Raw genomic sequence first — 14376 nt, 5'->3', positions numbered from 1 at the left:
AAATAAAATACAAACTTTTTCTGAATATAGGGCTAGACATTTGGACGATTGTTGTCATAGTTATAAGACAAGTGTTACAATTATCATTAGGTTTATACATTTTAGTTTTTTTAATTAGGAGAAAAATTGGCATAACATATATTTGATTTTTATAACGACTGATTGTAAAGAGAGAAAGAAAAAAGCAATCGGAAGTTTTATTTTAATAAAAAGAGGAGCGTATTCCCTATGATCGGTATTTTAAAAAAGGTGTTCGATGTTAACCAACGCCAAATTAAACGTATGCAGAAGACAGTTGAGCAAATTGATGCATTAGAATCATCTATTAAGCCACTAACTGATGAGCAATTAAAAGGAAAGACGCTTGAATTTAAAGAACGTTTAACAAAAGGTGAGACAGTAGACGATCTACTTCCTGAAGCTTTTGCAGTTGTTCGTGAAGCAGCAACTCGTGTTCTTGGAATGCGTCCATATGGTGTGCAGTTAATGGGTGGTATTGCCTTACATGAAGGGAATATCTCTGAGATGAAAACTGGTGAAGGTAAAACGTTAACGTCTACTTTACCTGTATATTTAAATGCTTTAACAGGAAAAGGCGTTCACGTTGTTACAGTCAATGAATACTTAGCGCAACGTGATGCGAGCGAAATGGGACAACTTCATGAGTTCCTTGGCTTAACGGTAGGAATTAACTTAAACAGTATGTCGCGCGAAGAGAAACAAGCTGCTTATGCTGCTGATATTACGTATAGCACAAATAACGAGCTTGGATTCGATTACTTACGTGACAACATGGTGTTATATAGAGAGCAGTGCGTTCAGCGTCCACTTCATTTTGCTATTATCGATGAAGTCGATTCTATTCTAGTCGATGAAGCACGTACGCCGCTTATTATTTCTGGACAAGCTCAAAAATCAGCAGAGCTATATATGTTTGCAAATGCATTCGTTCGTACATTAGAAAATGAAAAAGAATATTCATTTGATGTGAAAACGAAAAATGTAATGTTAACAGAAGATGGTATTACGAAAGCTGAGAAAGCTTTCCATATCGATAACTTATTCGATTTAAAACATGTAGCACTTCTTCACCATATTAATCAGGCGCTTCGTGCACACGTTGTTATGCACCTTGATACAGATTATGTTGTACAAGAAGGCGAAATCGTAATTGTAGACCAATTCACTGGTCGTCTTATGAAAGGTCGTCGCTATAGCGAAGGTTTGCACCAAGCTATTGAAGCAAAAGAAGGCGTAGAAATTCAAAATGAAAGTATGACACTCGCGACAATTACGTTCCAGAACTATTTCCGTATGTATGAAAAGTTATCTGGTATGACTGGTACAGCGAAAACGGAAGAAGAAGAATTCCGTAGTATTTACAATATGAATGTTATCGTAATTCCAACGAACAAAGATATTATTCGTGATGACCGTGCTGATTTAATCTTCAAATCAATGGAAGGCAAATTCAATGCAGTTGTTGAGGATATTGTAAATCGTCATAAACAAGGGCAACCTATTCTTGTTGGTACAGTTGCAATTGAAACGTCAGAGCTTATTTCAAAAATGTTAACACGTAAAGGTGTACGCCATAACATTTTAAACGCGAAAAACCATGCGCGTGAAGCAGATATCATTGCAGAAGCTGGTATGAAAGGTGCTGTAACGATTGCGACGAATATGGCTGGTCGTGGTACGGATATTAAGCTTGGAGACGATATTAAAAACGTTGGTCTAGCAGTTATCGGTACAGAGCGTCATGAAAGCCGTCGTATTGATAATCAGTTACGTGGTCGTGCTGGTCGTCAAGGGGACCCTGGTGTAACGCAGTTCTACTTGTCTATGGAAGATGAACTAATGCGCCGCTTCGGTTCTGATAATATGAAAGCGATGATGGATCGTCTTGGTATGGATGATTCACAGCCGATCGAAAGTAAAATGGTTTCTCGTGCGGTAGAATCTGCACAAAAACGTGTAGAAGGAAATAACTATGATGCACGTAAACAGTTACTGCAGTACGATGATGTACTTCGTCAGCAACGTGAAGTTATTTACAAACAGCGTCAAGAAGTAATGGATTCTGAGAACTTACGCAGTATTATTGAAGGTATGATGAAATCTACGGTAGAACGTGCTGTTGCGCTTCATACACAAGAGGAAATTGAAGAAGATTGGAACATTAAAGGTCTTGTTGACTATTTAAATACAAACCTTCTGCAAGAAGGAGATGTAAAAGAAGAAGAATTACGTCGCCTTGCTCCAGAGGAAATGAGCGAGCCAATTATCGCGAAGCTAATAGAGCGTTACAACGACAAAGAAAAGCTTCTGCCAGAAGAGCAAATGCGTGAGTTCGAAAAAGTTGTTGTATTCCGTGTTGTAGATACGAAATGGACAGAGCATATTGATGCGATGGATCATCTTCGTGAAGGTATTCATTTACGTGCTTACGGTCAAATTGATCCACTTCGTGAGTATCAAATGGAAGGATTCGCAATGTTCGAGTCAATGATTGCTTCTATCGAAGAGGAAATTTCTCGTTACATTATGAAAGCTGAAATTGAACAAAACTTAGAGCGTCAAGAAGTTGCTCAAGGTGAAGCTGTTCATCCATCTAGCGATGGCGAAGAAGCGAAGAAAAAACCGGTTGTAAAAGGTGACCAAATGGGACGCAATGATTTATGTAAATGCGGTAGTGGCAAAAAATATAAAAACTGTTGTGGCATTGGGCAGTAATAGGAAACTGTAGTTCAGACTGCTTTGCAAACTTTTACATCAAAAATGTATAATAAAAAGGATTAAACTCTCTCCGTAATAAGCGGAGAGAGTTTCCCTTGTTTTCATATGAAAGTAACAGCAATTACATAGAGGTGAAGGAAATGGAATTAGTAGAAATTAGGCAAGAATTAGAAAAAATGGCTAAGAGATTAGCGGCTTTTAGGGGGTCTCTTTGACCTCCCTACTAAGGAAAAGCAAATTGCAGAGTTAGAAGAAAAAATGATGGGCACAGGATTTTGGGATGACCAACAAGGCGCACAAGCTGTAATTAATGAAGCGAATGCGTTGAAAGATATGGTTGGAAGTTTCCGTCAGTTAGATGAGACGTTCGAAAATTTAGAAATTACGCATGAACTGTTAAAAGAAGAGTATGATGAGGATTTACATGAGGAATTAGAGTCAGAAGTGAAAACTTTAATTCAAGAGATGAATGAGTATGAGCTTCAGTTACTGCTAAGCGATCCTTATGATAAAAATAACGCTATTTTAGAATTACACCCAGGTGCAGGTGGAACAGAGTCACAAGACTGGGGTTCTATGTTATTACGTATGTATACACGCTGGGCTGAAAAACGTGGATTTAAAGTAGAAACGGTTGACTACTTACCAGGTGATGAAGCTGGTATTAAGAGTGTTACTTTATTAATTAAAGGTCATAACGCTTACGGTTACTTAAAAGCAGAGAAAGGTGTACATCGTCTTGTACGTATTTCACCGTTCGATTCTTCAGGCCGTCGTCATACATCATTCGTATCTTGTGAAGTTGTACCTGAGTTCAATGATGAAGTTGAAATTGAAGTGCGTACAGAAGACTTGAAAATTGATACGTACCGTGCAAGTGGAGCTGGTGGGCAGCACATTAATACGACAGATTCAGCAGTTCGTATTACGCATACACCGACAAATACGGTTGTAACATGTCAGTCAGAGCGCTCTCAAATTAAAAACCGTGAGCACGCGATGAAAATGTTAAAAGCGAAATTATATCAAAAGAAATTAGAAGAACAACAAGCGCAATTAGATGAAATCCGTGGGGAACAAAAAGAAATCGGATGGGGTAGCCAAATCCGTTCTTACGTATTCCACCCGTATTCTCTTGTGAAAGACCACCGTACAAATACAGAGGTGGGTAACGTACAAGCAGTTATGGATGGAGAAATTGATCCATTTATTGATGCGTATTTACGTTCTCGTATTTAATAAGAGAAAAAGCCAACAGGATTGTTGGCACATGCTGAGGTAAAAGAGGGTATAAAGAGGTTTATCTTATTTATATTGATGAAATAATGAGGAAGAGAAGTTGAAAACGACAACTTCTCTTTTTGATGAGATTATATGTAGAATACAATGCTGCATATTGTTTTGTAAAAAGTAGAGAATAGTAAAACAAAGAGGTAATAGAGTAGGACCGTATATGGAATTTTTTTGATTTACTTTGAAGAAAGAGGTTTTTTATAGAACTTTCTAAGGTGTTCACAGAATTGAAACAATTTGTGAAAGCTTTATTTTATTAGGCTTCTCGATATATTTGTAAAAAATATGAAATACACCTTAGTTTTTCTATATAAAGATAATGCTTATAATGAATATTGAGTGTGTTATGAGGACTATTGCCTAGTTATGAATGAAAAGAATATCAACAATGGGGAGCGATAGAAGTGAAAAAGAAATTGTTGGCTATTGCGTTAGGAACATCAGTCGTTTTTGCTTTAGGAGCATGTGGAAATAAAGAAGAAAGTAAACCCTCGAAACAATCTGCAAGTGCAGATAGTGCAGAACAAATTTTCCAAAGAAGTTGTGCTGGATGTCACGCGACAGATTTATCAGGGGCAACTGGACCTGATTTAAGAAAAGTAGGCGGTAAGTATGATGCTGCAGATATCGAGGAAATTATTAAAAAAGGACGCGGTTCAATGTCACCAGGACTTATTCAAGGTGAGGACGCGAAAAAAGTAGCTGAATGGTTAGCTGAACATAAATAAGAAACGTAATTAATAAACGAGCTGATTGTATAACTTGACCGAAAAGCGCTTTTGGTTAAGCAATTACATTAGCTCGTTTACCTTTTTTGGGGATGTAACATAACTGTAACAAAATTGTATCCGAACTGGAAACCGATTGATGTTACAATGAGGTTTGTAGAATTTTGATGAAATATATTACATAGAGTAGCATTGCTAATAAAAAGCATGTATGGAAGCTACCTTCAACAAGAATGGTCAAGCGAGAATAAGGTTTTCTTTTATTTTCAAATGTACAGAAAAGTATTTCGAAAAAAATCATTAAGTATTGGGTGATAAATAATGATAAAAATGACGAATGTTTATAAGGAGTACCCAAATGGTATGAAAGCCATTGCTGGTCTCACAGTTAACATTAAACAAGGTGAATTCGTATACGTAGTTGGACCGAGTGGAGCCGGAAAATCTACATTTATTAAAATGATGTATCGTGAAGAGAAGCCATCTACAGGATCAATTAATGTAAATGGACTTGTGATTGAAACATTAGCAGAAAGAGATGTTCCATATTTCCGTCGTCAATTAGGCGTAATTTTCCAAGATTTTAAATTGCTACCTAAATTAACGGTATATGAGAATGTTGCGTTTGCTTTAGAGGTAATTGAAGAAGAACCAGATGCGATTCGTGAACGTGTTACAGAAGTGTTAGGTCTTGTAGGTCTAGATGATCGTGCAGATGCACTTCCAAGTGAACTTTCAGGCGGAGAGCAACAACGTGTGGCTATTGCGAGAGCGATTGTAAATAGACCAAAGGTTGTAATTGCCGATGAGCCAACAGGTAACTTAGATATTGAAACGGCTCTTGATATTATGAAGATTTTTAAACGTATTAATGAGCGTGGTACAACGATTGTTATGGCGACACATAACGCAGATATCGTAAATACAATTCGTCATCGCGTAATTGCAATTGAAGGCGGAAAAATTGTTCGAGACGAGATTGAGGGAGGATACGGATATGAAGGCTAAGACCCTTAGTCGACATTTGCGAGAAGGTGTAAAAAATCTATCCCGTAACGGATGGATGACATTTGCCTCTGTAAGTGCAGTAACAGTTACATTATTACTTGTAGGTGTCTTTTTAACAGCGATTATGAATATGAACCATTTTGCGACGAAAGTAGAGCAAGATGTAGAAATTCGTGTGCATATTGATCCAGCAGCAAAAGAAGCTGATCAAAAGAAATTAGAAGAAGATATGAGTAAAATTGCGAAAGTAGATTCTATTAAATATTCTTCTAAAGAAGAAGAGTTGAAACGTTTAATTAAAAGCTTAGGCGATAGTGGAAAAACGTTCGAATTATTTGAGCAAGATAACCCACTGAAAGACGTATTTGTTGTAAAGGCGAAAGAGCCGACTGATACGGCAACAATTGCGAAAAAGATTGAGAAAATGCAGTTTGTAAGTAATGTTCAATACGGTAAAGGTCAAGTTGAAAAATTATTTGATACTGTAAAAACTGGTCGTAACATCGGGATTGCGTTAATTGCTGGTCTTCTATTCACAGCGATGTTCTTAATCTCTAACACAATTAAAATTACAATTTATGCTCGTAGTACTGAGATTGAAATTATGAAACTTGTTGGTGCAACAAACTGGTTTATTCGTTGGCCGTTCTTGTTAGAGGGATTATTCCTAGGAGTATTAGGATCAATTATTCCAATTGGCCTAATTTTAGTTATATATAATTCATTGCAAGGTGTGTTTAATGAAAAACTTGGCGGAACAATTTTCGAGCTTCTACCATACAACCCATTCGTATTCCAATTAGCTGGTTTATTAGTGTTAATCGGTGCATTAATCGGTATGTGGGGAAGTGTAATGTCAATTCGTCGCTTCTTAAAAGTATAAAAAGTTGCAAACATAATTCGTACAAGCTTATCATATAGTAGAAATAGGTAAAGGCATCACACATCGTGTGATGCCTTTTGCTACACCACCTGTGTGTTCTGGAAAGGGGAATTCCGCATTGAAACGTAGAGTTGCAATTATTGGAATGGTTGTTGCATTTTTAATTGGTGCTGGCGGGATGTTTGGTGGTATGTACTGGTTTGGGATAAACCCAGCGTATGTAACGCAAACAGTATCGAATGGTAATGCTGGCACAGCGCAAGGGAATTTGGCAAAAATTAATGAGGCGTATGCACTAATTGATTCACGTTATGTGGAAGACGTGAAAGACGACAAGTTAGTCGAAGGTGCAATACAAGGCATGTTGTCTACGCTGAAGGACCCTTATTCCACGTATATGGATAAAGAAACGGCAAAACAGTTTAGTCAATCACTAGATCCTGAACTTGAAGGGATTGGAGCTGAAGTGAACAAAACGGACGGTAAGCTTATTATCGTATCGCCAATTAAAGGTTCACCAGCAGAAAAGATAGGAATTAAACCAAATGACCAAATTTTATCTGTAGATGGAAATAGTGTGAAAGATTTATCACGTGAAGAAGCAGTATTGAAAATTCGTGGTAAAAAAGGAACGACTGTTGCAATTGAAATTAAGCGCGCAGGAGTGGCTGATCCGATTGTATTTAAAATTAAGCGTGAAAAGATTCCAATCTTTACTGTATTTAGTTCCGTAAAGCAAGAGAGCGGAAAAGATATCGGTTATATGCAAATTACTTCTTTTGCTGAAAATACTGCGAAAGAATTTAAGGATCAGTTAAAAGAATTAGAGAAGAAACATATAGCAGGCTTAGTTATTGACGTACGTGGTAATCCTGGTGGCTATTTAAATAGTGTAGAAGACATACTAGGAGACATCATGACAGATAAAAAGCCAATGTTGCAAGTAGAGCAGCGAAATGGTGAGAAGAAGAAATTCTCTACGGAACTGAAAGAAAGAAAGTCATATCCAATTTCAGTATTAATTGATAATGGAAGTGCTTCTGCTTCAGAGATTTTAGCTGGTGCGCTAAAAGAAGGAGAAGGATACGATTTAATTGGTGAAAAAACGTTTGGTAAAGGTACTGTCCAACAAGCTGTTCCATTTAAAGATGGCAGCAACATTAAATTAACGATGTTTAAATGGTTAACACCGGACGGTAATTGGATTCATAAAAAAGGAATCGCGCCAACTGTAGAAGTGAAGCAACCAGATTATTATCACGCGACACCAATTCAAATTGAAAAGACACTTTCATACAATTCGAATGATGTGCAAGTAAAACACGCGCAAGAAATGCTCAAGAGCTTAGGATATGTACCAGGCCGTGATGATGGATACTTTAGTAAAGAGACAGAATCAGCACTGAAAGCATTCCAAAATGCAAATGAGATGGAAGCGACAGGACAACTTGATAAAAAGACAGCTGAAGCAATTCAAAATAAGATCATTGAAAAAATCCGTTCTGGAGAAAACGATTTACAATTACAAACGGCATTGAAATTAATAGCGAAATAAGAAAGAATACAGGCACTTTGATGCCTGTATTTTTTTATGTGTTAAATATGATAAGATAAAAAGAAAGAATGATATAAATGGTGGTGAATGAATTCGTGGAGGCATGGCTTTTTGAAATACTACGAGCAGTTGGACGTTTTTTCTTACACCCTGCTGTCTATGTATTTTTAATTAGTAGTATCTTCGTTGGATACTTACGTATATTAAGAGAACGAAAAGATTTTTCTTTTAAAGTATATGATATTTGGTTTGAACTGCGAACAACTCTATTTGCAGGTATTAAGTACGGATTAATCGTATCTATTATTACGGTCGGGCTCGGGCTCGTCGTTTCAAAAGCGAGTTTATGGGCAATTTTACTTTGGACGTTATTATTTGGATTAACTGCTATGTATCGATATTTATCTGTAGCTTATACGTTCGGTATCGCTATTGCATTCGTGTTGTTATCGTCTAAGATGCCAGTTTCCTTCTTACAGCTTGGAGAAGGTGAAGAGGGTACGATTGTATCCCTTGCTATTTTACTAGGCGTTATGCTCGTTGTAGAGGGTTTATTAATCTCTAAAAATGCAGTGCGATATTCTACGCCGAAAATTAAAAAAGGTAAGCGTGGGCTACGAATTGGGCTACATGAATCAAATCGTTTATGGCTTGTACCAGTATTTATTCTTATACCAGGAGACGCGGTGACAGGATTTATTCCTTGGTGGCCTGTCGTTTCAATAGGCTCAACTACATACTCTTTATTCCTCGTTCCATTTTTAATTGGATTTATGAGAACGATTAGAAGTTATGAGCCAACGGAAGCTTTATTATTTACAGGAAGACGTGTATATGGACTAGCAGGACTCGTGCTCGTTTTAGGAATCGCAAGTTATTGGTGGCACGTATTCGCGATAATCGCGATGGGAGTCGCAATGCTTGGACGTTTCACAATCTCGATGCAAGAAAAAATTGTGGATGAGACAAGGCCGGCGTACTTTGCCGCACGTAATGATGGGCTCGTTGTGCTAGATACAATTCCGAATACAATTGGGGCAGAGATGCATTTAAAGCCTGGAGAAGTTATTACGAAAGTAAATGGAGTCATTCCAAGAAGTACAGAAGAGTTTTATGATGCGCTTCAAACGAAGACAACAGGAGCATTTTGTAAATTAGAAGTATTAGATACAAATGGGGAGCTTCGTCTTGCTCAAACGGCATTATACGCCGGGGGACATCACGAATTGGGTGTTGTATTTGTTCAGCAGGAGCATGAGTGGGATTCGGAAGCGATGTAATAGAAATGGGGGTGTTATCACATCGCTATCAAGTTAAGCTTATGCAAAGTTAATTTTAGACGAGATCGTTTCTTTTTTCTAAAGGGCAAGTGTAGTTGATTGAAAAATTTGTATACGGAATAAACCTTAGCGGGTTTCACTTTTTTGAATTAAGCGGCTTGATTATAAGGCAGGGTACAATTGTAAATGACACCTAATATATCAAATGCCGTTTTTTTCTCATATCGATGAGATTTCCGCCCGTTTTGTTATAGGAGATTGATCAGGCGAAGTACCACCTTTGATAGCTCGAGGGCACTTTTTATGAATAATGGTTGTACTAATTCTAGGTGGTTTCTTGGATGATTTCAAATCAACGATCTCTTACTCTTAGCTCATTCATGGCGATTTAGGATATCGTCGTGCCCAAAGACAATATGCTTCGTCAATTTAATGAAATGGTTGATGTTTCTTTTGTTTTTGAAGAATTAATTGAAGTTCTTTTAAATGCAAATAACCTAAATCTTAGATATGTAAATCATGCGCTGTCACAATTGGGCACACAGAGAGCTGTAAGTGCGATCATGTTGTTTACTTGGATCTGTATGAATATGAAGGAACTGTTCACCTAATAAATCATACTCAAATTGCATTTTTATCCCAACCGTATGGCTGCATCCTCCTGCACCTGGATAAACCGAGGAAATTTGAAATGCAGTTGAATCTAAAATACGAATAAGCTTGAAAATAGAAGTGTATGGAGAAGAAATCGGCATAGATGCGGCCAATTTTTTGCTTAGTAGTTCGGCTAGTAGGTGTTGTAAAAGTTGGACGGCCAACTTATTAAATCGTTGATTCAGTCCCTCAGGATTGATGAGTGCTGCTGTTGACGCTTCTAAACAGCTAGATAACTAAGTTAAAGAAGTTATTGCTACATTTTCTACTAAATCTTTTGCTTAATGCTTACTGGCTCGTTGTACAAAACCAACATCTCTAGCAGGATCCCGTAAGGTATTTAGAGATAAAAACTTTGAATTTCTTGAGCAAATAGTTGTAATTCGTCAGAAACAGATATAAAAACGCCATCCTTTCCTATGATTCTGCAGAAAGAATAGCGTATTTTTCATTTTAAGGAAATTTAGTTTTGTTAGCTTGATAGCGATGGGGTTCATTCATGATACATGTAAAGACGGGTCATAACACGGAATGAATTTCATTGAAACGACCCGTTTTACTTCTCTATAATTATACTCTTCATGAAATTAGTAAGTTTATATTAAAATCGTAAATCTTCTGCATCACTCACTTGTTCCGGAGGTCTGTTTTTTCTTCTTTGAGGAATCATCTTTGGTCATCATGTCCTGGTAGGTCGCCCGTTCGTTTCCAATCTTGACATCAGCGATAAAAATCTTCCGTTCTTTCACCGGACCAGCTTCCAGCTCGAAGTACTTCGGGTTCCAATGTGGATGGTAAATCCCTGTCTTTAAGTAAGGCGTACGCGCGCGTGTTGCATAGGCGTTAGGACCTTGCACTTTCCATACAACTTTTCCATCCTTCCATATTTGTAGCAATCCGTTGTTCCTTGATGACCACTCTGCATGGATTACCCAAGAAGACCAGACTCCTTTTTGCACCGGTTCATCCAATGTCTTAGAATCGCGTTTTATATTCGCAGCAGGACCGAATGCACGTTGTATACTCCATCTGTTACCTTCCACTGCAATAGCCAATTCTGGAAAATCTTTATCGACCCGCTCATTGCCGAGCACGGCGTGCCATTGCATGACGATATCGATGCCACTATTGGTGTCGAACACCCAATCCTGTGGGATATAAATCCGTGCTGTATACCAACGTTCGTGGAACCCTTCTTCGTGTGGCTGTGCAATTTCCGAACGGAACTGTCCTTGAGAATGCGGAACAAAGAACTGCACTGCTTTGTGATCTCCCGGCATGTCGGGCGCATCTACTACATGTACACGCTGCATGATCGTTTCAGTATCTAGGTTGTTAGGATTTTCTGGGTCGTTGATAGATATTTTCCATTTTTCTAGTCCGGATTGAAAGCTATCTTCTAACATGATAGGATCGTTTATTTTCTTAAACTTCTTTTCTTTTTTTGAGATATCCGATTGAGTCACCGTCTCTCTTCTATCAACCAATACGATACCACCTACAAGTAAACCAACAGATAGAACAGATATAGCAAGAATTTTTTTCATCTTTTATCACACTCCCTTTGGCTTGCTCTTCTTTAGTAACTTCACCTTATAATGCTGTAAACTTCGTATCTATTTGATTGAAAATTCGAAATCTCGTATTTAAAAGCCAGATGCTGATAAAACGGAGTTTGCTCTATAAGAGGTTACTGCACTGATTTTAAAGGGTTATTAGAAATTATAATGTTTTTTTACACTTTGGGGTAGTTAATATTCTTAAGTTGATGGGTATGCGGTGCCGTCATACGCCCGCCAAGCTAAGGTTTTGAGACACCCCCTATAACGAAAATTTTACTTTTTTACATTTATTTGCGAGAGTCCAGCTCATTTTTTTATTTTGGGGAACAATTAATCTTTTAAGTTGATGACAACCTTTTCTTTTAGTTGGAGCGGGATGGATAGTAAATGAAATTTATATCGGCGATTATCCAAATATATCGACTTTCCGGCAAAAAACGACAACTATCGCAAACCTTATTTTAGTTTCATAGACGGATAACTTGAAAAAACATTTGATAATGGTTATCATTTAGGGAGTCTTTTAATTTGGAAAAGGGAGGGAAAATATGCTACGTAAATTTTTTTCTTACTATAAACCGTACAAAGGTTTATTTGTACTCGATTTTTCTTGCGCAGTTATCGCAGGATTACTGGAACTTGGTTTCCCGCTTATCGTAAATCAATTTATTGATAAGTTATTACCAGGACAAAACTGGACACTTATTTTATGGGCTTGTCTCGGTTTATTCGCAGTTTATGTGTTAAATGCAGGTTTGCAATATGTTGTTACATACTGGGGACATATGCTTGGTGTTAACATTGAAACAGATATGAGGCAGAAATTATTTGATCACATTCAAAAGCTATCATTCAGATTTTTTGATAATAATAAAACAGGTCATTTAATTTCACGTCTTACAAATGATTTAATGGAAATTGGGGAAATTGCTCACCACGGACCAGAAGATTTATTCATCGCCGTAATGACTTTAATTGGGGCATTTTCATTTATGATGATGATCAACTGGAAATTGGCACTTCTAACATTCTTCGTGATTCCATTCTTATTATGGTTGGCACTTTATTTCAATAAAAAAATGACAGGTACGTTTAGACGTTTATTCTCAGACGTTGCTGATTTCAATGCATGTATTGAGAACAACGTTGGTGGTATCCGCGTTGTACAAGCATTCGGAAATGAAAAGTTTGAGAAAGATCAATTTGCTGTAAACAATGCTCGTTTCCGTACAACGAAATTAATGGCGTATAAAATTATGGCGCTAAATTCGTCAATTAGTTATATGCTCATGCGTCTCGTAACGCTCTTCGTATTAATATGTGGTACATGGTTTGTACTGCAAGGTGAATTAACGTACGGCGGATTTATCGGATTCGTCTTATTAACGAATATTTTCTTCCGACCAATTGAAAAAATTAACGCGGTTATTGAAAGCTATCCGAAAGGAATCGCAGGTTTTAAAAGATATGTAGAACTTCTTGAAACAGAGCCTGATATCGTGGATTCTAAAGATGCGATAGAAGTAAAACATGTACATGGTGATATTCAATATAACAACATTACGTTCGGATATGAAAATAAAGAACCGATTTTAAATGATATTAATTTGAAAATACATGCAGGTGAAACAGTTGCTTTTGTTGGGCCATCAGGGGCAGGGAAAACAACACTATGTAGTTTATTACCACGTTTTTATGAGCAATCATCTGGTTCAATTCAAATTGATGGCATTGATACGAAAGAGATGACGTTGTCGTCACTTCGTAAGCAAATTGGAATTGTGCAGCAAGATGTTTTCTTATTCTCAGGAACAATTCGTGAAAATATCGCTTACGGAAACTTAAAAGCCTCAGAAGCTGATATTTGGCAGGCGGTAAAACGTGCCCAGTTGGAGGACTTAATTTACTCACAACCAGAGGGCTTAGATACAGTTATCGGTGAACGTGGTGTAAAACTTTCAGGAGGACAAAAGCAACGCTTAGCAATTGCTCGCATGTTCTTGAAAAACCCACCGATTTTAATTTTAGATGAAGCAACTTCTGCGCTAGATACAGAGACGGAACTTGCTATCCAAAAATCACTTGCAGAATTAGCTGTTGGCCGTACAACATTAGTTATCGCTCACAGACTTGCAACTATTAAAAATGCAGATCGTATCGTCGTTGTAAATAAAGATGGTATTGCAGAACAAGGTTCGCATGAGGAACTAATTGAGCAAGGCGGAGGGTATAGCCGATTATACGAAGCTCAGTTTAGTTCGTAAAGATAATTTCTGCTAAATTAGTGCACCATAAGTAAGTGAAAATCTTATATGGAAGGCTATAAAGCATGATTGTAACAACAACGTCTACAATTCAAGGAAAAGAAATTATTGATTATATCGATATCGTCAACGGAGAAGCAATTATGGGGGCGAATATCGTTCGTGACCTATTTGCTTCTGTCCGTGACGTTGTCGGTGGTCGTGCTGGCGCTTATGAAAGCAAATTAAAAGAAGCGCGCGACATTGCAATGGAAGAGATGAAAACTCTCGCAAGACAAAAAAATGCGAACGCAATTGTTGGTATCGACGTGGATTACGAAGTCGTTCGCGAAGGGATGCTAATGGTTGCGGTGAGCGGGACTGCTGTCCGTATATAAAGTAAAAAGCCGTGCTGATGCACGGCTTTTTGT

At 37.6% G+C, this 14376-nt stretch carries 10 protein-coding genes and 2 pseudogenes; 9 read left to right on the top strand and 3 right to left on the bottom strand.

The features are described 5' to 3' along the window. Nucleotides 1-228 precede the first annotated feature (228 nt). The 7 genes from secA to LUS72_RS25645 all read left to right on the top strand — a co-directional run bounded on the left by secA (nucleotide 229) and on the right by LUS72_RS25645 (nucleotide 9486). A complete protein-coding gene (secA, locus tag LUS72_RS25675; RefSeq protein ID WP_071770862.1) occupies nucleotides 229-2736 on the top strand; it encodes a preprotein translocase subunit SecA in 2508 nt (835 codons plus the stop codon). A 143-nt stretch (nucleotides 2737-2879) separates the two neighbouring features. After that, nucleotides 2880-3978, top strand: a protein-coding gene (gene prfB / locus LUS72_RS25670; protein WP_264448419.1) for a peptide chain release factor 2 whose coding sequence is annotated in 2 segments (ribosomal slippage) — nucleotides 2880-2951 and nucleotides 2953-3978 — 1098 coding nt in all. Because the reading frame shifts where the segments join, the coding sequence is not laid out codon by codon here. 458 nt (nucleotides 3979-4436) lie between these two features. Continuing rightward, nucleotides 4437-4760, top strand: a complete 324-nt coding sequence (gene cccB / locus LUS72_RS25665; protein WP_097832367.1) for a cytochrome c551 — start codon at nucleotides 4437-4439, stop codon at nucleotides 4758-4760. Nucleotides 4761-5081: 321 nt separating this feature from the next. Beyond that, nucleotides 5082-5768, top strand: coding sequence for a cell division ATP-binding protein FtsE (ftsE, locus tag LUS72_RS25660; protein WP_097832366.1), 687 nt, complete (start codon nucleotides 5082-5084; stop codon nucleotides 5766-5768). Further along, nucleotides 5758-6651: a permease-like cell division protein FtsX gene (ftsX, locus tag LUS72_RS25655; protein WP_097832365.1), complete on the top strand. Its 894-nt coding sequence runs from the start codon at nucleotides 5758-5760 to the stop codon at nucleotides 6649-6651. Before ftsE ends, ftsX begins: the two co-directional genes overlap by 11 nt. A 70-nt stretch (nucleotides 6652-6721) precedes the next feature. Further along, nucleotides 6722-8206, top strand: a complete 1485-nt coding sequence (locus tag LUS72_RS25650) for a S41 family peptidase (RefSeq protein ID WP_071748008.1) — start codon at nucleotides 6722-6724, stop codon at nucleotides 8204-8206. A 95-nt stretch (nucleotides 8207-8301) separates the two neighbouring features. Then, nucleotides 8302-9486, top strand: a complete 1185-nt coding sequence (locus tag LUS72_RS25645; protein WP_264448418.1) for a PDZ domain-containing protein — start codon at nucleotides 8302-8304, stop codon at nucleotides 9484-9486. Between the two features lie 149 nt (nucleotides 9487-9635). Here LUS72_RS25645 and LUS72_RS25640 read toward each other — a convergent pair. From LUS72_RS25640 to LUS72_RS25630, 3 genes and pseudogenes are all read right to left on the bottom strand, one after another. Then, a pseudogene (locus LUS72_RS25640) lies at nucleotides 9636-9788 on the bottom strand (IS4 family transposase); the annotation flags it as partial. A gap of 205 nt (nucleotides 9789-9993) precedes the next feature. Continuing rightward, nucleotides 9994-10540, bottom strand: a pseudogene (locus LUS72_RS25635) (IS4 family transposase); the annotation flags it as partial. Nucleotides 10541-10763: 223 nt separating this feature from the next. Next, nucleotides 10764-11687 carry a polysaccharide lyase family 20 protein gene (locus LUS72_RS25630; protein ID WP_264448417.1) on the bottom strand — a complete coding sequence of 308 codons (924 nt, stop codon included), beginning with the start codon at nucleotides 11685-11687 and terminating at the stop codon, nucleotides 10764-10766. 563 nt (nucleotides 11688-12250) lie between these two features. Here LUS72_RS25630 and LUS72_RS25625 point away from each other — a divergent pair. Together LUS72_RS25625 and LUS72_RS25620 are read left to right on the top strand one after the other, a co-directional pair. Then, nucleotides 12251-13966: an ABC transporter ATP-binding protein gene (locus LUS72_RS25625; RefSeq protein ID WP_264448416.1), complete on the top strand. Its 1716-nt coding sequence runs from the start codon at nucleotides 12251-12253 to the stop codon at nucleotides 13964-13966. 65 nt (nucleotides 13967-14031) lie between these two features. Beyond that, on the top strand, nucleotides 14032-14343 hold the full coding sequence (locus LUS72_RS25620; protein ID WP_002112849.1) for a YbjQ family protein: 312 nt from the start codon (nucleotides 14032-14034) through the stop codon (nucleotides 14341-14343). Nucleotides 14344-14376 lie beyond the last annotated feature (33 nt).

It is taken from the genome of Bacillus cereus (assembly GCF_025917685.1).
Classification (GTDB): Bacteria; Bacillota; Bacilli; order Bacillales; family Bacillaceae_G; genus Bacillus_A; species Bacillus_A cereus_AT.
The sequence above is the reverse complement of the archived record's forward strand: the minus strand, read 5'-3'. Positions and strand labels throughout refer to the sequence as shown.

Excerpts from the sequence above, each read along its gene's own strand:
- secA (WP_071770862.1), top strand. The coding sequence starts at position 229 with ATGATCGGTATTTTAAAAAAGGTGTTCGATGTTAACCAACGCCAAATT.
- ftsE (WP_097832366.1), top strand. The coding sequence starts at position 5,082 with ATGATAAAAATGACGAATGTTTATAAGGAGTACCCAAATGGTATGAAA.
- ftsX (WP_097832365.1), top strand. The coding sequence starts at position 5,758 with ATGAAGGCTAAGACCCTTAGTCGACATTTGCGAGAAGGTGTAAAAAAT.
- LUS72_RS25650 (WP_071748008.1), top strand. The coding sequence starts at position 6,722 with ATGCCTTTTGCTACACCACCTGTGTGTTCTGGAAAGGGGAATTCCGCA.
- LUS72_RS25630 (WP_264448417.1), bottom strand. The coding sequence starts at position 11,687 with ATGAAAAAAATTCTTGCTATATCTGTTCTATCTGTTGGTTTACTTGTA.
- LUS72_RS25625 (WP_264448416.1), top strand. The coding sequence starts at position 12,251 with ATGCTACGTAAATTTTTTTCTTACTATAAACCGTACAAAGGTTTATTT.
- LUS72_RS25620 (WP_002112849.1), top strand. The coding sequence starts at position 14,032 with ATGATTGTAACAACAACGTCTACAATTCAAGGAAAAGAAATTATTGAT.